Origin of the sequence: Jannaschia marina (assembly GCF_013404595.1) — a bacterium.
Taxonomy (GTDB): Bacteria; Pseudomonadota; Alphaproteobacteria; order Rhodobacterales; family Rhodobacteraceae; genus Jannaschia; species Jannaschia marina.
In genome coordinates this window covers 85,600-108,776 of the sequence record NZ_JABVAX010000005.1, presented here as the reverse complement: position 1 = coordinate 108,776, position 23,177 = coordinate 85,600, and the positions used below count along the sequence as shown (strand labels likewise).

Here is a 23,177-nt window from a genome sequence, read left to right as displayed (position 1 = left end):
GTGGGAAGGGCGGGAGACGGGATGGCATCGGGCGACCTTGGCATGTGCCGTGTCGTAGATGCTGATTGATTGTCCGGATCCTGGGACGGTCGATGTGTCGCCGTCACGATAACCAGTTGTTAAAGGTCACCGTGTCAGAAGACCCCCGCGGTACAGGCTGGCGAGCCGATGACCGCGCCAGTGGAAACGGGCATCGCCCGCTCCTCGCCCCGCGGCCCGTGCCGCCAAGCGAATGCCGGGCGCGGGGCGCTCCCTCCGACTTCCTCTGGCCCGAAATACGCATGGTGCCGACCGTGGGCACCGGTCGGTCAGGACGGATCGCGCCAGCGGTTGACGATGGGATAGCGCCGGTCGAGCCAGAACGCCCGCTGCGACAGCCGCGCGCCGGGGGCGGACTGGAAGCGCTTGTATTCCGACAGGTAGATCAGCCGTTCGACATGCTTCACCGTCTCGCGGTCGTGGCCGGCGGCGACGACCTCCGCGACGGATTGCTCCTCGTCGATGAGCCGTTTCAGGATGTCGTCGAGCACCGGATAGGGCGGCAGGCTGTCCTCGTCCTTCTGATCCGCCCGCAGCTCGGCCGAGGGCGGCTTGTCGATCACGCGCGGCGGCATGACCTCGCCCGTCGGTCCCGCGAAATCGTGCTCCGTCTGCGCGTTACGCCAGCGGCAGACCTCGAAGAGGTCGGTCTTGTAGAGATCCTTGACCGGATTGTAGCCCCCCGACATGTCGCCGTAGATCGTGGCGTAGCCCACGGCCACCTCGGATTTGTTGCCCGTGGTCAGGAGCATCGCGCCGAACTTGTTCGACATCGCCATCAGCAGGAGACCGCGCAGGCGCGACTGGATGTTCTCCTCCGTCAGGTCCGGGGTCGTGCCCTCGAAGAGCGGCCCGAGGGCCTCGGTCACTGCCGCACGGGGGCCGGAGATGGGCAAGGTGTCGAGCCGGCAGCCGAGCCGTTCGGCCACGCCGCGTGCGTCCTCGAGCGAATGTTCGGAGGTGTATTCCGACGGCAGCATCAGGCAATGCACGTTTTCCGGCCCGAGCGCATCCACGGCGATCGCCGCGACGAGCGCCGAGTCGACGCCGCCCGAGAGGCCGAGGATGGCGCGTTCGAACCCGGCCTTGCCCATGTAGTCGCCCAGGGCGCACACCATCGCCGCGTAGTCGGCACCTGGGCCATGCGGTTGCGCGACCTTCTCGCCCTCCTGCGCGCGCCAGCCGTCGGCCGTGCGGGTGAAGTCGACGTGGCGCATCTCCTCGGCGAAGGAGCCGAGCTGCTGCATCAGCGCCCCGCCGGGGTTGAGCACGAAGCTCGCCCCGTCGAAGACCTGGTCGTCCTGCCCGCCGACGAGGTTGAGGTAGACGAGCGGCAGACCCGTCTCGACCGTGCGCGCGACCATGTGGCCATAGCGCACGTCCTGCTTGCCTCGGAAATAGGGCGAGCCGTTCGGCACCAGCAGGATCTCGGCACCGGTCTCGGCCAGGGTCTCCGTCACGTCGTCGAACCAGGCGTCCTCGCAGATCGGCGTGCCGAGGCGGACCGGCCCGATGGAATAGGGACCGGAGACGTCGCCGGAGAGGAAGAACCGCTTCTCGTCGAAGACCTTGTAGTTCGGCAGGTGGTGCTTGTGGATCTCGGCGACCACCGTGCCGCCCTGCGCGACGACGTAGGAGTTGAAGGGCTTCTCCTCCCCCTCCGGCCAATGGGCGAGGCCGAGGGCGAGCGCGGGGCCATCGGCGCAGTCCGCCACGAGCCGCATCAGAACGTCGCGCGCGTGGGCGACGAAGGCCGGTTTGCGCACGAGATCCTGCGGCTGATAGCCCGTGAGGAACATCTCCGGCAGGGCGACCATGTCGGCCCCGGCGGAACGTGCCTCGGCCCAGGCGGCGCGGGCGCGGTCGGCGTTGCCCTCGAGGTCGCCCATCACGGGGTTCAACTGCGCGAGCGTCAGGCGGAAAGTGTCGGTCATCGAGGCCTCTGGTGCGTGCTGCCTCGGGGCACCTAGCGCGCGGCGGCGGTGGGGGGAAGCGCCGACGGCCATATGGCGCAGCTTCTTGCGTTGCCTGACCGGGCCGTATTCCCTAGCCTCTGCGCCAAGAACAGGCACAGGGGGCAGGGCATGAAGAGGCTGATCGGAGCAGTCCTCCTGGCGATGGCGGCGCAGGCGGCCGGCGCGCAGGAGGTCATCACCAAGCAATACGACGGCGGGGGCGTCTACGAGGGGACGTTCCTCGACGGCAAGCAGCACGGCACGGGCACCTACACGCTGCCGTCGGGCTACACCTACACGGGCGAATGGGCCAACGGCGAGATCGTGGGCCAAGGCCGGGCGCAGTTCCCCGACGGCTCGATCTACGAGGGGGAATTCGCCCGCGGCGAGCCGAACGGCACGGGCACGATCACCTTCGCCGACGGGGCGACCTATACCGGCGAATGGGTCGACGGCCGGATCGAGGGCGAGGGCGTCGCCGACTACGCCAACGGCACGCGCTACACCGGCAGCTTCGAGAACGCCGTCCACGACGGCCAGGGCGTGATGGAGGCCCCGAACGGCTATCGCTACGAGGGCGGCTGGGTCGCCGGCCGGAAGGAAGGCGCGGGCCGCATCACCTATCCCGACGGCTCCACCTACGAGGGCGAGATGGCCGGCAACGTCCGTTCGGGGCAGGGGACGCTGCGCACGCCCGACGGTCTGACCTACGAGGGCACCTGGGAGAACGGGCAGATCAACGGCACCGGCACCCTGCGGCAGGCGAACGGCGACGTCTACGAGGGCACGCTCGTCGCCGGCAAGCGCGAGGGGACGGGCAAGGTCACCTATGCCAACGGCGACACCTACGAGGGCACCTTCGCCAACGACCTGCGCCACGGCGAGGGGACGTTCCGGGGCACCGACGGCTATGTCTACACCGGCGGGTGGGTCGCGGGCCGGATCGAGGGCGAGGGCGAGGTCACCTATCCCGACGGTTCGGTCTATGTCGGCAGTTTCGCCGACGATCTGGCCCATGGGACGGGCAAGATCACCTATGTCGACGGTGCCACCTACGAAGGCGACTGGGTCGGGGGCGTGATCGAGGGCGAGGGCCGGGCGGTCTATCCCAATGGCCTGATCTACGAGGGTGGCTTCAAGAACGCGCAGAACCACGGGCAGGGCGTGATGACCTTCTCCGACGGTTACCGCTACGAGGGCGAATGGGCCGAGGGGCTGCGCGACGGCGAGGGCCGTGCGACCTATGCCGACGGCACGGTCTATGCGGGTGGCTTCGCGGGCGGGCAGCGCGCGGGGCAGGGCACGATCACGATGGCCGACGGCTTTACCTATACCGGCGGCTGGCAGGGCGGGGAGATCCACGGCGAGGGCGTGGCGACCTATGCCAACGGCGACGTCTACACCGGCTCCTTCGTGGCCGGGCGGCGCGAGGGGCCGGGGACGATGGAATACGCGACCGGCCAGGTCGAGACCGGGCGGTGGGCGGACGGGGCGCTGGCCGAGCGCGAGGCCCCGGCCGCCGGTGCCGATGTCGCTCCGGTCGAAACACCGCCCGCAGCCGAAGGGGCCGAGGCTCCGGGCACACCGGCCCCCGCGGGCAGCGACGGTTAGCCTTCGGGCAGCGCCTCGGCGATCGCGTCCCAGAGCTTGGCGAGCGAGGGGCGCGGCTGGATGTCGATGATCGGTACGTCGGCGTCGAGCAGCGCGTCGATCAGCAGAAGCTGCTTTGACGGATCCGCGGCATCCTCGCGGATGAGCGCGGCGATCGGCTGACCGGTCTCGTCGATGATGAGCATGTCTGCGGCGAGACCGGCGAGCGGATCGTGGCTCTCATGCGCGGTGTCGGCCGTCAGGAACGAGCCGAGCGCCACACCCGCATGGAGCGAGCAGCAGGGGGCCTCGGCCTCCAGGCGGTCGGCGATCCAGTTGTGCAGCTTCACGTCGCGGGTCGACATCAGCGGCCTGGCCCGCACCGTGCCTTCCGGGATGGTGTCGGCAGGCGCGTCCTGCGCCGGCGTCGCCTTCGCCTTGCGGGCCTTCGCCGGGGTTGCCATGGCCTTGGCGCGGGCGACGGCGGCGCGGGCCCCGGCCCATTCGTTCGCCCAGCTGCCGGAGCCGCGCAGATCGCCCGCGGGGGCTTTCGCGGGCCGCTCGGTCGCCGGGGTCTGCCGCAGCCCCGCGATGCCCGCCTTGGCGAGGCGGGTCACGGTCTTGGTCATCAGTCGGTCGAGTTGCATGTCGAAGCCTCGGGTCGCGTTTCTTGCCCCGAAGGTGGCGGACGGACGCGGCACAATTGCGGCGTGTGTCGGGTAAATCGGCGGTCTTGTCGTGCCTCAGATGCGGTCCCCCGCATCAGATGCGCTGCCCCGCGTCGAGCCGGTCGAGGAGCGCGCCTGCCTCGGCCAGCACCGTCTCGCGCCGGTCCTCGTCCATCCTGTCCCAGGTCCGATACATCTGGGCCATGCGAGGGTTGCCCTCGAAGCGCGCCCGATGCCGGTTCAGGAAATCCCAGTAGAGCAGGTTGAACGGGCAGGCCCCGTCGCCCGTCTTCGTGCTGACGGAATAGGCGCATCCCTTGCAGTAATCCGACATCTTGTTGATGTAGTTGCCGCCCGAGACATAGGGCTTGGAGGCCACCACGCCGCCGTCGGCGAACTGGCTCATCCCGACGACGTTCGGTGCTTCCACCCATTCGTAGGCATCGGCGTAGACGACCAGATACCACTCGCTGACCTGCCCGGGGTCGAGCCCCGCAAGCAGCGCGAAGTTGCCCGTCACCATCAGCCGCTGGATGTGGTGGGCATAGGCCTCGGCCATCGTGGTCCGCACCACCTCCGAGACGCAGGCCATGTCGGTGTCGCCGTCCCAGTAGAAATCGGGCAGGGCGCGGGTGGCCCCAAGTTCGTTGCGCGTCGGATAGTCCGGGCCTTCGAGGAAGTAGACGCCGCGGATGTACTCGCGCCAGCCGATGATCTGCCGGATGAAGCCCTCGGCCGCGTTGATCGGCACGTCGCCCTTGCTCCACGCGGCTTCCGCCGCCTCGCAGACCTCGCGCCAGCCCAGAAGCCCGGCATTGATGTAGGGCGACAGCAGCGCGTGGAACATGAAGGGCTCGCCCGCTACCATGGCGTCCTGATAGTCGCCGAAGGTCGGCAGGGAGTGCTCCACGAAATGCGCGAGGCTCGCCTGCGCCTCCTCCCGGGTGGTGGCGAACCAGAAGTCGTCGAGCGAGCCCCAGCGGTTGCCGAAGCGCGCGCGCACCAGTTCGATCACGTCGCGGGTCATCTTGTCGGGCGCGTGGCGCAGCGGCCCCGGCGGGGCGAGACCCTTCGGCGCGCGCTTGCGGTTGTCGTGGTCGTAGTTCCACTTACCGCCCGCGGGCTTGTCCCCCTCCATCATCAGCCCGGTCTTGCGCCGCATCTCGCGGTAGAACCACTCCATCCGGAGCTCCTTGCGGCCCTCGGCCCAGCCCTCGAATTCGGTATGGGAGCACAGGAACCTGTCATCGGGGAAGAGATGAACGGGAACGGGGCACTCTTCGAGAGCCGAGATCAACCGGAACTCCCCGGGCTCGGTCGCGATGACCTCCTCGGCCCCCGTCGCTTCCGCCGCGCGGATCAGCTCGCCGGGGATCGACTGGGTGTTCTCCGCGTCGTCGAGGCAGGTGTAGCGCACGCTCCAGCCCTCGGTCTTCAGATGCGCGGCGAACTTGCGCATCGCGGCGAAGAGAAAGGCGATCTTGCGCGGGTGGTGCGGCACGTAGTCCGTTTCGGCCTGCACCTCGGCCATGACGACCACGTCCGTCTCCTTCGACGCTTCGCGCAGGGCCGAGAGATCGTCCGACAACTGGTCGCCCAGCACGAGGATCAGGCGGCTCACCATTCGATGCGCTCGCCCGCGTAGTCGAAGAAGCCGCCCGTGTCCTCGGGCGCGAGCTCCGTCAGCACACGCACGAGGTTCGCCGCCGCCTCCGTCGGCGTGACCTTCTTGGCCTTGTAGCCCGCGGTGAAGGGCGTCTCGACCGTGCCGGGGTGGAGCGCGACGACGACCGCGCCCTTGCGCTTGCGCCCGATCTCGATCGCCGCCCCGTGGGTGATCTGGTTCGCTGCGGCCTTGGCGGCGCGATAGGCGTACCAGCCGCCCATGCGGTTGTCGCCGATGGAGCCCACGCGTGCCGTCAGGACACCGACGCGGGCCGCGTCGGTCAGCTTGGGCGCGAGGTGCTTGAGGACGAGCGCGGGGCCGATGGCGTTGACGGCGAAGGTGCGTGCAAGGGCCTCGGCGGCGATCGCATCGAGCGACTTCTCGGGTTCCGCGCCCTCGGGCGCGAGGATGCCCGTCGCGACGAAGGCGATATCGACCGGCGCGAGATCGGCGAGCGCGGCCTCGACGCTGGCCTCGTCGGTCACGTCGAGACCGTCGTCGCTGCGCGATAGCCGCGTGACGTCGTGATCGGCGGAGAGGTGATCGGCCAGAGCGGCACCGATGCCGCCCGAGGCCCCGAGAACGAGGGCATGTGTCATCCCGGGCGAAATAGGCGGGGGTCGGAGCAGGTCCAGTGGCGCGAGCCGCAACGCCGGGGCGATTGACGGGCTGCCGGACGCACCGCATCCTGACTCGGAAGGAGACGAGGATGCGTATACTCCTGACACTGTCCATCCCCCTGATGCTCGCCGCCGGCCCGGTGCCGGCGCTGGAGCTGACGGAGACCGGGCGCTACGACCTGAACCGCCCGGCCAGCCTCGACTACGACCCGACGTTCTGCGGCCTGTGGATCGCGAACGAGGGGCCCGAGGCGATTCTCGTGACGTTGCAGGGCGAAGAGCTGCGCCGCATCACGAGCGACATGGCCCGCATCAAGGCCATTGCCATCGAGGGCGATCACCTGATCCTCGGCGACGGAAGCGGATCGCTGCAGCGCGTGACGAAGGACGGTATCCCGCTGGGGGAGCCCTTCGGCGTCTCCGACGGCTGGGCCGATACCGAGGGCATCGCGGTCGCCGCCGACGGCCAGCTCGTCACGGTCGAGGACGACCCGGAGCGGCTGTCGTGGTTCACGCCCGAAGGTCGCCTGACGCAGCGCATCGACACGATGGACCTCGACCCGCCCCTGAGCGAGGCGCAGGGCATCGCCATCGACCCGCGCACCGGCCACATGCTGATCGTGGACGACCGCGAAGGCTCCAACAGCCTCTACGAATTCGATGCCGAGGGGGCGTTCCTGGCCCGCGTGAGCCTCTGGGAATACGGCGACGACCCCGAGGGCGTGGCGATCCGGCCCGGCTCGGGCCAACTCTTCATCGCCTTCGACGGCGGAGCCGAGATCGTGACCTTCGACTATGCGCCCACGCTGCCCGAGGGGGCCGCCCCCCTGCCGCCCGGGGCCGATTGCATGCTCTTCTGACTTTCGGGGCTTCACATCGCCGGGTCTTTGCGTATCCTGCGCCCATGACGAAGAGCCGCATGATCCTGGACCTGCTTCTTACCCGCTCCTGAGCGTGCCATTCGGCGCGACCGCTCGGGAGGGATGCAGCGCCGGACAGGATCAAGACAGCCAGAGGACTTCGCCATGACGACCCCCGATCAGACCCCCGAACAGACGAAGGCCGCCGCCGGCGCGGGCCGCGTCATCATCTTCGACACGACCCTGCGCGACGGGGAGCAGTCGCCGGGCGCGACCATGACCCACGCCGAGAAACTGGAGATCGCCCAGATGCTCGACGAGATGGGCGTCGACGTGATCGAGGCGGGCTTCCCCATCGCCTCCGACGGCGATTTCGCCGCCGTCTCCGAGATCGCGAAGAACGCGCAAGATGCCACGATCTGCGGCCTCGCGCGCGCCAACCTCAAGGACATCGACCGCTGCTGGGAGGCCGTCAAACACGCGAAAAGCCCCCGCATCCACACCTTCATCGGCACCTCGCCCCTGCACCGCGCGATCCCGAACCTCACGATGGACGAGATGGCCGAGCGCATCCACGAGACGGTGACCCACGCGCGCAACCTCTGCGACAACGTGCAATGGTCGCCGATGGACGCGACCCGGACGGAATGGGACTACCTCGCCCGCGTCGTGGAGATCGCCATCAGGGCCGGGGCCACGACGATCAACATCCCCGACACCGTCGGCTATACCGCCCCGAACGAGAGCGCGGAGCTCATCCGCCGCCTGATCGCCGAGGTGCCCGGCGCGGCCGACGTCATCTTCGCCACGCATTGCCACAACGACTTGGGCATGGCGACGGCCAACTCGCTGGCCGCCGTCGAGGGCGGGGCGCGGCAGATCGAATGCACGATCAACGGCCTGGGCGAGCGGGCGGGGAACACCGCGCTGGAGGAAGTCGTGATGGCCCTCAAGGTGCGCAACGACATCATGCCCTTCACCACCGGCGTCGAGAGCCGGAAGCTCATGGCGATTTCTCGGCGCGTGGCGGCGGTGAGCGGCTTCGCGGTGCAGTACAACAAGGCCATCGTCGGCAAGAACGCCTTCGCCCACGAGAGCGGCATCCACCAGGACGGGATGCTCAAGAACGCCGAGACCTTCGAGATCATGCGCCCCGAGGACGTGGGCCTCTCGGAGACCTCGCTCGTCATGGGCAAGCACTCGGGCCGCGCCGCGCTGCGCTCGAAGCTGAAGGAGCTGGGCTACGAGCTCGCCGACAACCAGCTCTCGGACGTCTTCGTGCGGTTCAAGGCCCTGGCCGACCAGAAGAAGGAAGTCTACGACGACGACCTCGTCGCGCTTATGCAGGCCGAGGAGCGGGCGGGCGACGACCGCATCAGGGTCGAGCGGCTGCGCGTGGTCTGCGGCACCGACGGCCCGCAGGAGGCCGAGCTGACGCTCACGATCGACGGCGCGGCGCAATCGGCCGAGGCCACGGGCGATGGCCCGGTCGACGCGGCCTTCAACGCGGTCAAGGCGCTCGTGCCGCACAATGCGCGGCTGCAACTCTATCAGGTTTCGGCGGTCACCGAGGGCACCGACGCGCAGGCCACCGTCTCCGTGCGGATGGAGGAGGAGGGGCGCATCGTCTCGGGCAGCTCCGCCGACACCGACACCGTGGTGGCAAGCGTCCGGGCCTACGTGAACGCCCTCAACCGCCTGCTGGTGCGGCGCGAGAAGGCCGGCAAGGACGCGCGCGAGATCTCCTACAAGGACGCGGGGTAGCCCCGATGAAGGTCTGGCAGATCGTCCTTCTTGCCCTCGCCGGGATCGGCCTTCTCGCCGGCGGCGGGGTCTGGGGCGTGCTGCATCTGACGGCCGACGGGCGGGCACTGGCCCGCGGTTTCGTGATCGACTTCCTCTCCGATCCCGAGGCCGCGCGCGCCGCGATGGTGCCCGGCCTCGCGGCCGACTGGCCGCTTGAGCGGCTCCGCGCCGAGGCCGACCGGCTGGAGCCCTTCGAGACGACCTCCTTCACCAGCTACTCCGCCGAGATGGGCGTCGGAACCACCGTAAAGGGCACGGCCACGACCGCGAGCGGCTGCAAGAGCCCCGTCACCGTGGAGATGTTCGAGGGCGAGGTCATCGCCTTCGAGTTCAAAATCGCCTGCCTGCGCTCGGACGTCGGGGCCTGAAACCTGCCCCTAGGCAGGGGCCACATCATCCTGCCGGCCGATCTCGTCGACGGCGGACTGCACCGCCATCCGGTCGAGCGTCTCGATCGGCAGGGCTGTAAACGTGACGATCCGGTTGCGCAGGGCCCCGTAGGCGCGCTGGAACGCGAGACTCCGCTCGCCGTCCGTGCCGGTCGCCTTGACCGGGTCCGCGGTGCTCCACTGCGAGGTGACCGGGCAATCCGCCCAGGGCGCGCAGACCTCGTTGCCCGCAACGTCGCAGACCGTGAAGACGAAATCGAGCGGCGGCGCGTCCGGGCCCTGAAACTCGCCGATGCTCTTGGCGCGCAGGGGGCGCGTGTCGAGACCCTTCGACTCGAGCAGTTTCACCGCGAAGGGATTGAGCGTGGAGTGCGGGGCGACACCGGCCGAGAACGCCTCGAAGCGATCGCCGGCGATGTCGCGCAGGATGCTTTCGGCGAAGATCGAGCGTGAGGAATTGCCCGAGCAGACGAAGAGGACGGAGTACTTGCGATCGGTCATTTTCGTATCTCCCTGAAGGGGCTTGGGGAACACAGGCAGGCAGAGGTCGTAGCGGCCGCGGCAGCAGTCGCGCATCAACCCGTCGAAGAGGGCACGCACCGCGGGCAGGTTCGCGCTGTAGAGCAAGGTCGTCGCCTCTCTCCGGCGCGAGATCAGCCCCTGACGGTGCAGAGCGGCGAGATAAGACGACAGCGTGCTGGCCGGCACTGCGAGGACGGCCGCGATCTCGCCCGCAGGCAGCGCATCGGGGTGGCGCGCCATCAAGAGGCGAAAGACATCGAGACGGCCCTGATGTCCGAGAAGGGCGAGCGCGTCCGCCGGCGAGTTCAGTGATTCCATATTTCTAGTATATTCGAAATAATGATTGCCGCAAGATCGTAGTGCCGGGGGCCTCAGTGACCCTGTTTCCGGCGATCCGCCGCGCATCGTCCCGAACCGTCCCCTTTCAACCGACGCCCACCTCCGTTAAACCGCCCCAAACGCCCCGGGTCTGCCGCCACGGGGCTGGGACGGTTTTGGGGAACGTGGAATGAATATCTTCGGAAGCCTGTTCAGTTCGGACATGGCCATCGACCTCGGTACGGCCAACACGCTGGTCTACGTGAAGGGCAAGGGGATCGTGCTGAACGAGCCGTCGGTCGTCGCCTACCATATGAAGGCCGGCCGCAAGGAAGTGCTGGCCGTGGGCGAGGACGCGAAGCTGATGCTCGGGCGCACGCCCGGCTCGATCGAGGCGATCCGGCCCATGCGCGAGGGGGTCATCGCCGACTTCGACACCGCCGAGGAGATGATCAAGCACTTCATCCGCAAGGTCCATAAACGCTCGACCTTCACGAAGCCCAAGATCATCGTCTGCGTCCCCCACGGCGCCACCCCGGTCGAGAAACGCGCCATCCGCCAGTCGGTGCTGGGGGCCGGCGCGCGCAAGGCGGGGCTCATCGCCGAGCCCATCGCCGCGGCCATCGGAGCGGGGATGCCGATCACCGATCCGACCGGCTCGATGGTCGTCGACATCGGCGGCGGCACGACCGAGGTCGCGGTGATGTCCCTCGCAGACATCGTCTATGCCCGCTCGATCCGCGTCGGCGGCGACCGCATGGACGAGGCGCTCATCTCCTACCTGCGCCGCCATCAGAACCTGCTCGTGGGCGAATCCACCGCCGAGCGGATCAAGAAGGAGATCGGCACCGCGCGAATGCCCGAGAACGGGCGCGGCGAAGTGCTGCACATCCGGGGGCGTGACCTCCTGAACGGCGTGCCGAAGGAGACGGAGATCAGCCAGGCGCAGGTCGCCGAGGCGCTGGCCGAGCCGGTGCAGCAGATCTGCGAGGGCGTGATGACCGCGCTCGAATCGACGCCGCCCGATCTGGCCGCCGACATCGTCGACCGGGGCGTGATGTTGACCGGGGGCGGCGCGCTCCTGGGCGAGCTGGACCTCGCCCTGCGCGAGCAGACGGGTCTGAACATCTCCGTGGCCGACGAGAGCCTCAACTGCGTGGCGCTGGGCACCGGCAAGGCGCTGGAATACGAGCGTCAGCTGAGCCACGTCATCGACTACGACAGTTGATCCGCGATGGCGCGGACCCGCCCCGGAGAAGACGTCTACGGTCGCCCGCTCCGGCGGCTGTTCCTGACGCTCGTCTGCGTGGTGCTGGTCGCGCTGGTGCTGCTGTGGCGCATCGACAACCCGCGCGCGGAGCGCATCCGTGCGGCCATGGTCGACCGCATTGTGCCCAATATGGAATGGGCCCTTGCCCCCGTCACCTGGGCCGGCCGCCTCATCGAGGACTTCGAGGGCTACGCCCGCGTCTACGAACAGAACCAGGAGTTGCGCCGGGAGCTGCAGCAGATGAAGGCCTGGCGCGAGGCCGCGATCCAGCTGGAGCAGGAGAACGCGCGTCTCCTCGACCTCAACAAAGTCCGGCTCTCGCCCGAGCTGACCTACGTGACGGGCGTGGTGCTGACCGACTCGGGGTCGCCCTTCCGCCGCTCGGTCCTCCTCAACATCGGGGCCGATGACGGCATCCGCGACGGCTGGGCCGCGATGGACGGCCTCGGCGTGGTCGGCCGGATCTCGGGCGTGGGGGGGCGCACCGCGCGCGTGCTCCTGCTGACCGACGGCAACAGCCGCGTGCCGGTGACGATCGAGCCCTCCGGCAAGCGCGCGATCCTCGCGGGCGACACCACCGCCGCCCCGGTGCTCGAGTTCGTCGAGAACCCCGAGGACGTGCGCGCGGGCGACCGGATCGTCACCTCGGGCGACGGCGGTGTCTTCCCGCCCGACCTTGCCGTCGGGCAGGTCGTGCGCGGGGCCGACGGGCGGCTTCGGGTGCGCATGTCTGCCGACCTCAGCCGGCTCGAGTTCCTGCGCGTGCTCCGCACCCGGCAGGCGCAGGACATCGGCACGACCGGCGCGCTCCTGCCGCCGGCACCCGGGCCCGTGCAGGGCCCGCCCGCGCCGGGCGAGGTGCTGCCGGCGAACGGGGGCTGAGATGGGGACGAAGGCCGTCTGGCGGTACCGCCTGATCTTCGCGGGCCTCTCGGCGCTGGTGATCTTCGTCGCGCTCCTCCCCTTCGGCGCGGGCGAGGGTGCCGTCCCGGGGCCGGACCTCGTGGTCTGCATGACGGCGGCCTGGGTGCTGCGCCGGCCCGACTACGTGCCGGTCTGGCTCCTCGTTTCGGTCCTCCTCGTCAGCGACTTTCTCCTGATGCGGCCCCTCGGGCTCTGGACGCTGGTGATCCTGCTGATGAGCGAGCTTCTGCGCCGGCGCGTCGACCACGCCGAGGCGCTGCCCTTCTGGTCCGAGGTCGGGCTCGTCGCCGGGTTCGTGGCGGGGGCATATGCGGTCGATCACCTGATCCTCGTGCTGCTTCTTGCCGAAACACCGCCGATCCTCGGACAGGGGTTGCACGCCCTTGCCACGATTGTCTTTTACCCTCCGGTCGCGATACTCTCGCAGGTGATCGGCGTGCGCCGGCTCGCCCCCGGGGAGCTCGACACGCTGGGCACGCGCGCCTGACCGGGCGGGCCTGCGTCGTCCGCGACGGGGATGGAACGGGGACTGCCATGAAACGCAACGCACAGGACATCTCTCTCTCGAGTCGCCGCATCTCGCGTCGGGCGCTGATGATCGGCGGGGCGCAGCTCGGCTTCGGCGCGCTGCTTCTCGGGCGGATGCGGCACCTACAGGTCGATCAGGCGGACGAGTTCCTCCTGCTGGCCGAGGAGAACCGGATCAAGGTGCGGCTGATCGCGCCCGCGCGCGGCATCATCTACGATCGCAACGGCGTGGAGCTTGCGGGCAACGAACAGATCTACCGCGTCTCGATGATCCGCGAGGATGCCGACGACGTCGATGCGGTCATCACCCGTCTGCGCGGGCTCGTGCGGCTCGACGAGGCCCAGCTTCAGCGCGCCCTGCGAGAGATGGACCGGCGCCCGCACCAGGCCGTCACGCTCGCCGACCGCCTGACGTGGGAGGAGCTGTCGACCATCGCCGTCAACGTGCCCGCGATGCAGGGCATAACCCCCGAGGTGGGGCTCAGCCGCGTCTACCCGCTCGGGCAGGACTATGCGCATGTCGTCGGCTACGTCGGCCGCGTCTCCGAGCGCGACATCGAGACCGCCGAGGAACCCGATCCCCTCCTGCAGACGCCGCAGTTCCAGATCGGCAAACTCGGCGTCGAGCGGCAGATGGAGGGCGTGCTGCGCGGCAAGGCCGGGGCGCGCCGGGTGGAACAGAACGCCGCCGGGCGCATCATGCGGGAACTCGGCCGCACCGAGAGCACCTCGGGCCGCGATCTCCGGTTGACCATCGACGCGGGCCTGCAGAACTTCACCCAGGCGCGTCTTGGGCAGGAATCGGCGAGCGCGGTCGTCATGGACGTGCGCAACGGAGACGTGCTCGCCGCCGTCTCCTCGCCGAGCTACGACCCCAACAAGTTCGTCACCGGCATCAGCGTGCCCGACTACGCGGTGCTGCGCGACAACGATCACCGCCCGCTCCACAACAAGATCGTTCAGGGCCTCTATCCGCCGGGGTCCACCTTCAAGATGGTGACGCTCCTCGCCGCGCTCGAGGCCGGCGAGGTGACGCCGAACGAGACCTTCTATTGCCCCGGCCACCTTACGGTGTCGAACCGGCGTTTTCACTGCTGGAAGCGGGGGGGGCACGGCTGGGTCGACGCGGCCAAGTCCCTGCGCGAGAGCTGCGACGTCTACTACTACGAGCTGGCGCAGAAGGCCGGGATCGACCGGATCGCCGCCATGGCGCGCAAGCTGGGCCTCGGCACGCGTTTCGACATGGAGATGACCTCCGTGAACGAGGGGCTCATCCCCGACCGGGACTGGAAGCGCACGGCCCGGGGCGAGGATTGGGTCATCGGCGACAGCCTCAACGCCTCCATCGGGCAGGGCTTCGTGCTGGCCTCTCCGCTTCAGCTCGCCGTGATGACGGCGCGGTTGGCCAGCGGCCTGGAGGTCACGCCGCGTCTCGTACGCTCGGTCGATGGCGTCGCGCGGCCTTCGGGCGTCAAGGAGGCGCTCGACCTGCCCCGCAGCTGGCTCGATATGGTCCGCAACGGGATGTATCAGGTCGTCAACGCCCGCGGCGGCACCGCCGGACGGTCGCGTTTCGAGATCGCCGGGGCCAAATGGGCCGGCAAGACCGGCACGAGCCAGGTCCGCAACATCACTGCCGCCGAGCGTCGCGCCGGGGTGTTCCGCAACGAGGATCTGCCGTGGAACCGACGGGACCACGCGCTCTTCGTCGGCTATGCCCCCTACCACGATCCGAAATACGCGATCTCGGTCGTGGTCGAGCACGGCGGAGGCGGCTCCAAGGCCGCGGCCCCGGTCGCGCGCGACGTGATGCTCTATGCGCTCGCGGGCGGCGTCCCACCCCTCGACGCCTACCCGAGCGGGCAGCGCGGCGAGATCGAGGAACGCTTCTCAGGCCTTGCACTGAACCCGAGCGTCGTGCGCCGGCCGGCCGGAACCTCCGAGGCGTGAGATGAGCTATCTCGAGTACAACGTCGCCCGCGTCCCCTCGGGGGCGGGCAAGATCCTCGCGCTGAACTGGGGCCTGATCCTCCTGGTCACGGCCGTCGCCTCGATCGGCTTCCTCGTCCTCTACTCGGTCGCGGGCGGCGACTGGCGGTGGGCCGAGCCGCAGATGCAGCGGTTCGTCATGGGCCTCGGCATCATGCTCGTCGTCGCGATGATCCCGATCTGGTTCTGGCGCAACATCTCGGCGGTGATGTACGGCGGGACACTTCTCCTCCTCCTCGCGGTGGAATTCGTCGGCGCGACGGGCGGCGGCGCACAGCGGTGGATCGACCTCGGCTTCATGCGGCTGCAGCCGTCGGAGCTGATGAAGGTGACGCTCGTGCTGATGCTCGCGGCCTACTACGACTGGCTTCCGGCCGACCGCGTCAGCCGCCCCGTCTGGGTCATCATCCCGGTCCTCCTCATCTGCATCCCGACGGCGCTCGTGCTCAAGCAACCCGACCTCGGCACGTCGATCCTGCTCCTGACCGGGGGTGGTGCGGTGATGTTCCTCGCGGGCGTCCACTGGGCCTATTTCGCCACCGTGATCGCGGCCGGCGCGGGGCTGGTGACGGCGGTGCTGCAATCGCGCGGCACGACCTGGCAGCTCCTGAAGGACTACCAGTACCGCCGCATCGACACCTTCCTCGACCCCGACACCGACCCGCTCGGCGCGGGCTACCACATCACCCAGTCGAAGATCGCGCTCGGCTCCGGCGGCTGGACGGGCAAGGGCTTCATGCAGGGCACGCAGGCGCGTCTGAACTTCCTGCCCGAGAAGCATACCGACTTCATCTTCACCACACTGGCCGAGGAATTCGGCCTCATCGGCGGCATGAGCCTCCTGGCGCTCTACATGCTCATCATCGCCTTCTGCGTGGTCTCCGCGCTCCGGATGAAGGATCGCTTCGCCTCGCTCGCGACCCTCGGCATCGCCGTGGCGTTCTTCCTCTTCTTCGCCGTCAACATGTCGATGGTCATGGGCATGGCCCCGGTCGTCGGCGTCCCGCTCCCGCTCGTCAGCTACGGCGGCTCGGCGATGCTCGTGCTGATGCTGGCCTTCGGGATCGTGCAATCGGCCCATGTGCACCGCCCCCGCGCGCAGGGCGAGGGGCGGCTCCTGAAACGCTGATCAGCTCTCGCTCCAGACGGCCATGGCGGTGCCGCCGGGTTCGGTGAACTCGAAGCGGCGGCCGCCCGGAAACTCGAAGATCGCCTTCGTGATGGTGCCGCCCGCGTCGCTCACCGCCGCCAGCGCACCTTCCAGGTCGCCGGTGCGCAGCACGATGAGCGGCGGCCGGAGCGCCCCGCGCTCGATCCCGCCGCCGGTGCCGGCTCCCTGGATGTCGCGATAGTCCGGCCCGTAGTCGACGAAGGACCAGCCGAAGGCCGCGGCGAAGAACGCCTGCGTCTCTTCGACTTCGGGGGAGGTGAATTCGATGTAGTCGATGTTCATGGGATACCTTCCAGGGAAGAGCCCCAGCATAGGCTCCGCCGCGACACCCGGACAACGAAAAAGGCCGCCCCGAAGGGCGGCCCGATCCGGTCATGTGCCGAAGATCACTCGCGATTGCCGAGGAACTGCAGCAGGAACATGAACATGTTGATGAAGTCGAGGTAGAGACGCAGCGCGCCCATGATCGCCGACTTGCCGAGCCACTCGCTGTCCGCGTGGACCGCGTGCTGGATGTACTCGGTCTTGATCGACTGCGTGTCGTAGGCCGTGAGGCCCGCGAAGATCAGGACACCGAGCGCCGAGATCGCCATGGCGAGCGGGCCGGACTGCAGGAAGAGGTTCACGACCATCGCCACGATCAGGCCGATCACACCCATGATCAGGAACGTGCCCATGCCGGACAGGTCCTTCTTCGTGGTGTAGCCCCAGAGCGACAGGCCCGCGAAGGCGATCGAGGTCACGAGGAAGGTCTGCGCGATCGAGGTGCCGGTGAACACGAGGAAGATCGAGCTGATCGAGATGCCCATGACGGCGGCGAAGGCGTAGAAGACGATCTGCGCCGTGGCCGCGGACATCTTGTTGATCATGGCCGAGAAGCCGAAGACGAAGATCAGCGGGGCGAACATCAGGACCCACCGCAGCGGCGAGGCGTAGAGCGCGACGCCCATGTCCGTTAGGAACGTGCCGTTCGGCAGTTGCGCGGCGGCGAGGCCGGCGTCGGTCGTAACCGCGAGACCGGAAATCGCCCACGCGGCGGCGAAGGTGATGAGCATGCCCACGGACATCGTGCCGTAGACCTTGTTCATGTGGGCGCGCAGGCCCTGGTCGATCTCGGCGGCGCGGGCGCCGCTGATCGCACCGGTCTGCAGGGCGTCGTATTGTGCCATTGGGCTCCTCCAGAAGGAAACGTTCGGGTGGAGATCCGGACGGACCTCCTCGGTGTTGAATATCGGAGGCGCGCGCCCGGTTTTCAAGCTGCCAATCGGGCGGTTTTGGGGCATTTCGATTGATATTACCTATCGAAAGTGCAGTGCAGCCCTATGGAGCCATCGCCATCCGTGATCCGAGCCATCACGTCATTCCATTTCCGCGTCGTCGCCCGCGCTGCTAGGCTCGGCGCGAAAGGAGGCCCCATGGCCCGCAATCTCGACCTGACCGCCCTGCGCGCCTTCGCCACCGTCGCCGCCACCGGCGGCGTCACGCGGGCGGCGGCGATCCTGCATCTGACGCAATCGGCGGTCTCGATGCAGGTCAAGCGGCTGGAGGAGGCGCTCGACCGGCAGCTCCTCGACCGCACCGGGCGGGGCGTGACGCTCACCCCCGAGGGCGAGCAGGTGCTGGCCTACGCGCGCCGGATGCTCGTCCTCAACGACGAGCTCCTCGATCGCATGAAGGACAGCGCGCCCGAGGGCGAGATCCGCCTCGGCGTCCCCCACGACATCGTGCCGCGTCGCATCCCGGCGATCCTGCGGGCGTTCAACGCGGAATACCCGCGCGTCACCATCACCCTCATTTCCAGCGTCACGGGCAAGCTCAAGGAGATGTTCGCCGACGGGGCCTGCGACGTCATCCTGACCACCGAGAACCAGATCACCGACGGCGGCGAGGAGATCGTGCGCCTGCCGCTCGTCTGGGTCGGCGCGGAGAACGGCACGATGTGGCGGCAGCGACCCCTGCAACTCGCCTTCGCCCGCGACTGCACCTTCCGCACCCGCGCGCAGGATGCGCTCGACGCCGCCGACATTCCCTGGGCCATGGCGATGACCGCCGACAGCAGCCGCGCCGTCGACGCCAGCGTGAGCGCCGATCTCGCCTGCCATGTCGTCCTCGACGGCTTCGACACGCCCGAGATGGCCCCGATCCCCCACGGTGGTGCGCTGCCCGAGATTGGGGATCAGGCGATCGGCCTCTACGTGGCACCTGCCGCGCCCGACCCGGCCCGCGACTGCCTCCTGGAGATCATCCGCGACACCTATCGCGCCGTCCGCCCGACGCTGCCGCGCCCGAAGCTCGTCAGCGGCTAGCGGTGCGCCGGTAGAGCTCCGTCAGGATCGCGGCACCCACCACGACGACCACGCCGTAGCCGAGGCTGGAGGCGAGGCTGACCACCCAATAGGGCAGGGCGTCGGTGTCATAGGGCAGGGCAAAGCCCACGAAGGCGAAGGGCAGCTGGGCCACCGCCCCGATCAGCGCGAGCGTCACGACGGACCCGGCGATCGGCTGCGTCCGCCGCCAACTCTCCGCGAAGGAGACGTCGCCGCAACCGAGCGCAATATGCGGCAGCCCGAGTCCGATCCGCCAGATCAGCATCAGGAACAGCCAGGCCCCGATCGCGTAGCTGACGACGCCCGCGGGCAGGAGGCCCCCCGTTCCGACGACCGCATCGAACATCCCGCGCGAGAAACCGAAGGCGACGCCAATATACCAATAGGCCATCGCGAAGGGGGCGAGCGCCAGAAAGCCTACGATACCAAGGACGAGATAGGCGAGCGCGTAATGGAGCACCGCCCGTGTGCCGGGCACCGCCGCGCCGGGCGTCAGAACCGCCCGGTGCCAGATGCAGGCGATGGCGGCCACCAGTACGGCGAAGGCGAGGGCGATCAGGAAACCGAGGAGGGCGCTGTCGAGCTGGGCCTGGGCCTCCGTGATCCCGAAATCGACAACGACGAACAGCAGGTAGAGCAACACGGCAAGCCGTGGCCGCGCCAAGATGCTGCGCAGGGCGGCGAGGAAGATCGCACTGCCCCCGCGCCAGGCCCCCGCGACCGCCTCCGTCACGGGGTCACCACGACCTTGCCGGTGCTGCGGCGGCTGCGCAGAAGCTCCAGCGCGTCCTCCACCTGGTCGAGGGGCACGACATGGCTGATGTGCGGCCGGATCTCGCCCGCCGCGTACATCTCGAAGAGCGCGGCGATGCTGTCGGTCAGGGGTTTCGGGTCGAAGTCCATGTAGCCGCCCCAGTAGAAGCCGATCAGGTCGATGTTCTTAACGAGGAGGTGGTTCGCCGGGAAGTCGGGCACGGTGCCGCTCGCGAAGCCGATCACGATATAGCGCCCGCCGCGATTGGTGGCGCGGAACGCCGCCTTGGCAAGGTCGCCGCCGACGGCATCATAGACCACGTCCGCCCCGCCGAGCGCCTTGATCTGGTCCCGCAGGTCCTCGGCTTCGGCGTCGATCAGGTGGTGCGCGCCGTGCGCGCGCGCGATCTCGAGCTTGTCGGCCCCGCGGGCGACGGCGATGACCTCCGCCCCCATCTTCGCGCCGAGCTCCACCGCCGTGAGCCCGACGCCCCCGGCGGCCCCGAGGACGAGAAGACGCTCGCCCGGCCTGAGCCGCGCGCGATGGGTGAGGACGAGGTGGCTCGTCGACCAGGCGACGATGAAGCCGGCGGCCACGTCCGACGGCATGGCGTCGGGCACCGGCACGAGGCGGTCGGCCGGAAAGACGCCGGCCTCGGCCAATCCACCCTGGCCCCCGAAGACGGCGACGCGCGTGCCCACGGGCGGGGCCTGCGTGTCGGGTCCGACCGCCGTGATCGTGCCGCAGACCTCGAGGCCCGGCACGAAGGGCGTCGGCGGCGTCGCCTGGTAGGTGCCCTTGACCATCAGGAGGTCGGCAAAGTTGAGCCCGGTGGCCTCGATCCGAAGCGCGACGGCCCCCGAATCAGGAGTCGGGCGCGTCGCATCCTGCACCAGACCGGCCGAAGACGGCCCGTTTACAACATATGCGCGCATTTCTGTCCCTCGATCTTAAGAGGATTGTAACTATTTTCAGGCCGCCCGAAGGCGTCAGAGACGCAGTCGATACGGGCGGCAGAGGGTTTGCAAGGTCTTGCAAACAGTCATCATTCAACTTTTGCGAGACTGCCAAAACCGCAAAAATCCTCGCTGAGTCCTGCACTTATGCAACGACGTCTAACGTTTGCGGAGTATTTCCAAACCTGTCTTTGCGTGAACAAATTGCAGGTACGGTTCGTTCCTCCCTCATGAGTTGTAACCCCTGGAGGAGCGGACTGCGCTCGGAAGGAGCAGTGTAAATGAAACATCCCGTTGATATTCACGTCGGCAAACGTATCCGTCACCGCCGCTGGATCGTTGGTATGACCCAGCAGCAACTTGCCGAGAAGGTCGGGATCAAGTTCCAGCAGATCCAGAAATACGAGACGGGGATGAACCGTGTCTCGGCCTCCCGTCTTTGGGAGATTTCGGAGACGCTGGAGGTGCCGGTCGGGCATTTCTTCGAAGGCCTCAACGACGACGCGCAGGCCGGCGAAGGCTACGACTTCCTCTCTGACAAGGAAGCGATGGAACTCATTCGGGCCTACTACGCCATGCCCGAAAACCAGCGGCGCAAGCTCTTCGACCTTGCCCGCGTCCTGTCGGACGCGCCCGCCGGCTCGCGCTCGGCGACCGGCTGAGCCTTGACCCCGGCTCGGGCGGGTGCGACCCCCGCTCCATGAGCCGAAAGATCCCGGATGACGAGACGCGCGCGGTCGCCAATGCCATGGCCGATGCCGCGCGTGTCGTGACTCTGAAGCACTTTCGAACGGCCCTCGCCGTCGACACGAAGTCGGCCGAATTCGACCCGGTCACCCGCGCCGATCGCGAGGCGGAAGCCGCCATGCGCGAGATCTTGCGCGCGCGGTGCCCGGACGACGGCATCCTCGGGGAGGAGGCAGCAGCCATCGAGGGGACGAGCGGCCTGACCTGGGTGCTCGATCCGATCGACGGCACACGCGGTTTCATCTCCGGCACCCCGACCTGGGGCGTGTTGATCGCGCTGCGCGACGCCCACGGTCCCCTCTATGGCCTCATCGACCAACCCTTCATCGGCGAGCGGTTCGAAGGAACGGCGGAGGGCGCGACCTACCGTCGGGGCGACACCGTCCGGCCGATCCGGACGCGGGGCACCACGGCTCTCTGCGACGCGACGATCTTCACCACGTTCCCCGAAGTGGGCACGCCCGCCGAACGCAACGCTTTCGCTCGTGTCGCCGGGGCCTGCCGGTTGACGCGTTACGGGATGGATTGCTACGCCTACGCTCTCCTTGCCGCCGGTCAGATCGACCTCGTGGTCGAAGCCGGTCTACAACCCTACGACATCGCGGCTCCCGTCGCGCTTGTGACGGCGGCGGGCGGTGTGGTGACCGACTGGCAAGGCGGCCCGGCCCACGATGGCGGCACCTGCGTCGCGGCGGCCACGCCCGAACTGCACGCCGCGGCGCTCGCCCTCCTCGATGGCTGAGGTGCTGATCCGGGGGGCGGAGCGCCTCCTCGCCGACGCAGCCGGGGCCACCGATATCCTCGTCCGCGATGGTGTGATCGCGGCCGTCGGCACGGGCCTACGGACGGAGGGCGAGGTCATCGACGCGACGGGTTGCCTCGTCACGCCCGGCCTCGTGAACACCCACCATCACCTCTACCAGACGCTGACCCGCGCCGTGCCCGCCGGGCAGGACGCGCTTCTCTTCGGCTGGCTCAGGACGCTCTACCCGATCTGGGCGCGCTTCACGCCGGAGCATGTCCACCTTGCCACGCAGATCGGCCTCGCCGAACTCGCGCTCTCGGGCTGCACCACCTCCTCCGATCACCTCTACCTCTTCCCGAACGGCACTCGCCTCGAGGACACGATCCGTGCCGCCGCCGAGGTGGGCCTGCGCTTCCACCCGACGCGCGGGGCCATGTCCATCGGCGAGAGCGCCGGGGGCCTTCCGCCGGACGCGCTGGTCGAGGGGGAGGCGGCGATCCTCGAGGATTGCATCCGCGTCATCGACGCCTTCCACGACCCGTCGCCCGGTGCCATGTGCCGCGTGGGCGTCGCCCCCTGTTCGCCCTTCTCGGTCAGCCGGGAGCTGATGCGCGACGCGGCGCTGCTGGCACGCGACAAGGGCGTGCGCCTCCACACCCACCTGGCCGAAAACGACGAGGACGTCCGCTATTCCGAGGCCACCTTCGGCTGCCGCCCCGGCCAATACGCCGAGGATCTCGGCTGGACGGGCGACGACGTCTGGCACGCGCATTGCGTGAAACTCGACCGGGCCGAGATCGACCTCTTCGCCCGCACGGGCACCGGCGTCGCCCATTGCCCCTGTTCCAACTGCCGGCTGGGTTCGGGCGTGGCCCCGCTGCGCGGGATGCTGGATGCGGGGGTGCCCGTGGGCCTCGGCGTCGATGGCTCGGCCTCGAACGACCGGGCGGATCTGCTCGATGAAGCCCGGCAGGCGATGCTCCTGCAGCGGGTCACGCGTGGGGCCGATGCGCTCTCGGTGCTCGAGGCACTCGACGTCGCGACGGCGGGCGGCGCGCGTGTGCTCGGGCGCGACGACATCGGCCGCCTCGCGCCGGGCCTGCGCGCCGACGTCGCCATCTGGGACCTGCGCGGCGTCGAAAGCGCCGGCAGCTGGGACCGTGCGGCCCTCCTCCTCGCCGGCCCGCGCCGCGTGCGCGACCTCCTGGTCGAAGGCCGCCGGGTCGTGCGCGACGGACGGGTGACGACGGTGGACCTGCCCGTCCTGATCGAGCGGGCCGAGCGCGCGCTCGCGGAGTTGATGGGGTAGGCGCGATAGGGGCGCGCCCGGCCC

General features: G+C 68.8%; 22 protein-coding genes. 13 read left to right on the top strand and 9 right to left on the bottom strand.

What is annotated here, in order from left to right:
• Positions 1–308: 308 nt before the first annotated feature.
• Positions 309–1,973, bottom strand: coding sequence for an NAD+ synthase (locus HSX43_RS10880; protein ID WP_179380154.1), 1,665 nt, complete (start codon positions 1,971–1,973; stop codon positions 309–311).
• A gap of 150 nt (positions 1,974–2,123) precedes the next feature.
• On the opposite strand from HSX43_RS10880, the gene HSX43_RS10875 reads away from it, so the two are divergent.
• Positions 2,124–3,605 (top strand): MORN repeat-containing protein, encoded by a 1,482-nt coding sequence (locus tag HSX43_RS10875; protein ID WP_179380153.1) that lies wholly within the window; start codon positions 2,124–2,126, stop codon positions 3,603–3,605.
• Here HSX43_RS10875 and HSX43_RS10870 read toward each other — a convergent pair.
• The 3 genes from HSX43_RS10870 to HSX43_RS10860 form a co-directional block, all read right to left on the bottom strand.
• A complete protein-coding gene (locus tag HSX43_RS10870) occupies positions 3,602–4,231 on the bottom strand; it encodes a hypothetical protein (RefSeq protein ID WP_179380152.1) in 630 nt (209 codons plus the stop codon). The two genes, HSX43_RS10875 and HSX43_RS10870, sit on opposite strands and share 4 nt — an antisense overlap.
• A gap of 115 nt (positions 4,232–4,346) precedes the next feature.
• Positions 4,347–5,876, bottom strand: a complete 1,530-nt coding sequence (locus HSX43_RS10865; RefSeq protein WP_179380151.1) for a cryptochrome/photolyase family protein — start codon at positions 5,874–5,876, stop codon at positions 4,347–4,349.
• On the bottom strand, positions 5,870–6,517 hold the full coding sequence (locus tag HSX43_RS10860) for an SDR family NAD(P)-dependent oxidoreductase (RefSeq protein WP_179380150.1): 648 nt from the start codon (positions 6,515–6,517) through the stop codon (positions 5,870–5,872). The genes HSX43_RS10865 and HSX43_RS10860 overlap by 7 nt, the downstream gene beginning before the upstream one ends.
• 110 nt (positions 6,518–6,627) lie before the next feature.
• Between HSX43_RS10860 and HSX43_RS10855 the strand changes: the two genes are divergently transcribed.
• The 3 genes from HSX43_RS10855 to HSX43_RS10845 all read left to right on the top strand — a co-directional run bounded on the left by HSX43_RS10855 (position 6,628) and on the right by HSX43_RS10845 (position 9,572).
• Positions 6,628–7,398, top strand: coding sequence for an SdiA-regulated/phytase-like domain-containing protein (locus HSX43_RS10855; RefSeq protein WP_235962620.1), 771 nt, complete (start codon positions 6,628–6,630; stop codon positions 7,396–7,398).
• A gap of 165 nt (positions 7,399–7,563) precedes the next feature.
• Entirely contained in the window at positions 7,564–9,162 is a 1,599-nt protein-coding gene (locus HSX43_RS10850) for a 2-isopropylmalate synthase (protein WP_179380149.1), read from the top strand.
• 5 nt (positions 9,163–9,167) lie between these two features.
• Entirely contained in the window at positions 9,168–9,572 is a 405-nt protein-coding gene (locus HSX43_RS10845) for a hypothetical protein (protein WP_179380148.1), read from the top strand.
• 9 nt (positions 9,573–9,581) lie between these two features.
• Here the strand turns inward: HSX43_RS10845 and HSX43_RS10840 are convergent, their stop codons facing one another.
• Positions 9,582–10,433, bottom strand: a complete 852-nt coding sequence (locus HSX43_RS10840; RefSeq protein ID WP_179380147.1) for an arsenate reductase/protein-tyrosine-phosphatase family protein — start codon at positions 10,431–10,433, stop codon at positions 9,582–9,584.
• Between the two features lie 190 nt (positions 10,434–10,623).
• Here HSX43_RS10840 and HSX43_RS10835 point away from each other — a divergent pair, with 190 nt between their 5' ends.
• From HSX43_RS10835 to rodA, 5 genes are read left to right on the top strand one after another with little or no spacing between them, the layout of a single operon-like run.
• Entirely contained in the window at positions 10,624–11,661 is a 1,038-nt protein-coding gene (locus tag HSX43_RS10835) for a rod shape-determining protein (RefSeq protein ID WP_179380146.1), read from the top strand.
• A 6-nt stretch (positions 11,662–11,667) separates the two neighbouring features.
• Entirely contained in the window at positions 11,668–12,585 is a 918-nt protein-coding gene (mreC, locus tag HSX43_RS10830) for a rod shape-determining protein MreC (protein ID WP_179380145.1), read from the top strand.
• A 1-nt stretch (position 12,586) separates the two neighbouring features.
• On the top strand, positions 12,587–13,114 hold the full coding sequence (locus tag HSX43_RS10825; protein ID WP_179380144.1) for a hypothetical protein: 528 nt from the start codon (positions 12,587–12,589) through the stop codon (positions 13,112–13,114).
• 47 nt (positions 13,115–13,161) lie between these two features.
• Positions 13,162–15,105, top strand: coding sequence for a penicillin-binding protein 2 (mrdA, locus tag HSX43_RS10820; RefSeq protein WP_179380143.1), 1,944 nt, complete (start codon positions 13,162–13,164; stop codon positions 15,103–15,105).
• A gap of 1 nt (position 15,106) precedes the next feature.
• A complete protein-coding gene (gene rodA / locus HSX43_RS10815) occupies positions 15,107–16,273 on the top strand; it encodes a rod shape-determining protein RodA (RefSeq protein WP_179380142.1) in 1,167 nt (388 codons plus the stop codon).
• Here the strand turns inward: rodA and HSX43_RS10810 are convergent, their stop codons facing one another.
• Both HSX43_RS10810 and HSX43_RS10805 read right to left on the bottom strand, forming a co-directional pair.
• Entirely contained in the window at positions 16,274–16,597 is a 324-nt protein-coding gene (locus tag HSX43_RS10810) for a VOC family protein (protein WP_179380141.1), read from the bottom strand.
• Positions 16,598–16,701: 104 nt separating this feature from the next.
• Entirely contained in the window at positions 16,702–17,484 is a 783-nt protein-coding gene (locus tag HSX43_RS10805; protein WP_179380140.1) for a Bax inhibitor-1/YccA family protein, read from the bottom strand.
• A gap of 246 nt (positions 17,485–17,730) precedes the next feature.
• On the opposite strand from HSX43_RS10805, the gene HSX43_RS10800 reads away from it, so the two are divergent.
• Positions 17,731–18,621 (top strand): LysR family transcriptional regulator, encoded by an 891-nt coding sequence (locus HSX43_RS10800; protein ID WP_179380139.1) that lies wholly within the window; start codon positions 17,731–17,733, stop codon positions 18,619–18,621.
• Here HSX43_RS10800 and HSX43_RS10795 read toward each other — a convergent pair.
• Both HSX43_RS10795 and HSX43_RS10790 read right to left on the bottom strand, forming a co-directional pair.
• Entirely contained in the window at positions 18,611–19,375 is a 765-nt protein-coding gene (locus HSX43_RS10795; RefSeq protein ID WP_179380138.1) for a hypothetical protein, read from the bottom strand. The genes HSX43_RS10800 and HSX43_RS10795 overlap by 11 nt on opposite strands.
• Complete coding sequence (locus HSX43_RS10790; RefSeq protein WP_179380137.1) at positions 19,372–20,331, bottom strand: NADPH:quinone oxidoreductase family protein; 960 nt, start codon at positions 20,329–20,331, stop codon at positions 19,372–19,374. The genes HSX43_RS10795 and HSX43_RS10790 overlap by 4 nt, the downstream gene beginning before the upstream one ends.
• 302 nt (positions 20,332–20,633) lie before the next feature.
• Here HSX43_RS10790 and HSX43_RS10785 point away from each other — a divergent pair, with 302 nt between their 5' ends.
• Genes HSX43_RS10785 through HSX43_RS10775 form a run of 3 tightly spaced genes read left to right on the top strand, consistent with a single transcriptional unit; the run spans position 20,634 to position 23,153 of the window.
• Positions 20,634–21,014: a helix-turn-helix domain-containing protein gene (locus HSX43_RS10785; protein ID WP_179380136.1), complete on the top strand. Its 381-nt coding sequence runs from the start codon at positions 20,634–20,636 to the stop codon at positions 21,012–21,014.
• Between the two features lie 38 nt (positions 21,015–21,052).
• A complete protein-coding gene (gene hisN / locus HSX43_RS10780; protein ID WP_179380135.1) occupies positions 21,053–21,841 on the top strand; it encodes a histidinol-phosphatase in 789 nt (262 codons plus the stop codon).
• Positions 21,834–23,153 carry an 8-oxoguanine deaminase gene (locus HSX43_RS10775; RefSeq protein WP_179380134.1) on the top strand — a complete coding sequence of 440 codons (1,320 nt, stop codon included), beginning with the start codon at positions 21,834–21,836 and terminating at the stop codon, positions 23,151–23,153. Before hisN ends, HSX43_RS10775 begins: the two co-directional genes overlap by 8 nt.
• Positions 23,154–23,177 lie beyond the last annotated feature (24 nt).

Bases quoted from the DNA above. Each gene is read 5' to 3' on its own strand.
- HSX43_RS10870 (WP_179380152.1), bottom strand. From the start codon at position 4,231: ATGCAACTCGACCGACTGATGACCAAGACCGTGACCCGCCTCGCCAAG.
- hisN (WP_179380135.1), top strand. From the start codon at position 21,053: ATGAGCCGAAAGATCCCGGATGACGAGACGCGCGCGGTCGCCAATGCC.
- HSX43_RS10880 (WP_179380154.1), bottom strand. From the start codon at position 1,973: ATGACCGACACTTTCCGCCTGACGCTCGCGCAGTTGAACCCCGTGATG.
- HSX43_RS10775 (WP_179380134.1), top strand. From the start codon at position 21,834: ATGGCTGAGGTGCTGATCCGGGGGGCGGAGCGCCTCCTCGCCGACGCA.
- HSX43_RS10805 (WP_179380140.1), bottom strand. From the start codon at position 17,484: ATGGCACAATACGACGCCCTGCAGACCGGTGCGATCAGCGGCGCCCGC.
- HSX43_RS10790 (WP_179380137.1), bottom strand. From the start codon at position 20,331: ATGCGCGCATATGTTGTAAACGGGCCGTCTTCGGCCGGTCTGGTGCAG.
- HSX43_RS10800 (WP_179380139.1), top strand. From the start codon at position 17,731: ATGGCCCGCAATCTCGACCTGACCGCCCTGCGCGCCTTCGCCACCGTC.
- HSX43_RS10875 (WP_179380153.1), top strand. From the start codon at position 2,124: ATGAAGAGGCTGATCGGAGCAGTCCTCCTGGCGATGGCGGCGCAGGCG.
- rodA (WP_179380142.1), top strand. From the start codon at position 15,107: ATGAGCTATCTCGAGTACAACGTCGCCCGCGTCCCCTCGGGGGCGGGC.
- HSX43_RS10840 (WP_179380147.1), bottom strand. From the start codon at position 10,433: ATGGAATCACTGAACTCGCCGGCGGACGCGCTCGCCCTTCTCGGACAT.
- HSX43_RS10860 (WP_179380150.1), bottom strand. From the start codon at position 6,517: ATGACACATGCCCTCGTTCTCGGGGCCTCGGGCGGCATCGGTGCCGCT.
- HSX43_RS10810 (WP_179380141.1), bottom strand. From the start codon at position 16,597: ATGAACATCGACTACATCGAATTCACCTCCCCCGAAGTCGAAGAGACG.
- HSX43_RS10850 (WP_179380149.1), top strand. From the start codon at position 7,564: ATGACGACCCCCGATCAGACCCCCGAACAGACGAAGGCCGCCGCCGGC.
- mrdA (WP_179380143.1), top strand. From the start codon at position 13,162: ATGAAACGCAACGCACAGGACATCTCTCTCTCGAGTCGCCGCATCTCG.
- mreC (WP_179380145.1), top strand. From the start codon at position 11,668: ATGGCGCGGACCCGCCCCGGAGAAGACGTCTACGGTCGCCCGCTCCGG.
- HSX43_RS10865 (WP_179380151.1), bottom strand. From the start codon at position 5,876: ATGGTGAGCCGCCTGATCCTCGTGCTGGGCGACCAGTTGTCGGACGAT.
- HSX43_RS10785 (WP_179380136.1), top strand. From the start codon at position 20,634: ATGAAACATCCCGTTGATATTCACGTCGGCAAACGTATCCGTCACCGC.
- HSX43_RS10835 (WP_179380146.1), top strand. From the start codon at position 10,624: ATGAATATCTTCGGAAGCCTGTTCAGTTCGGACATGGCCATCGACCTC.
- HSX43_RS10855 (WP_235962620.1), top strand. From the start codon at position 6,628: ATGCGTATACTCCTGACACTGTCCATCCCCCTGATGCTCGCCGCCGGC.
- HSX43_RS10845 (WP_179380148.1), top strand. From the start codon at position 9,168: ATGAAGGTCTGGCAGATCGTCCTTCTTGCCCTCGCCGGGATCGGCCTT.
- HSX43_RS10825 (WP_179380144.1), top strand. From the start codon at position 12,587: ATGGGGACGAAGGCCGTCTGGCGGTACCGCCTGATCTTCGCGGGCCTC.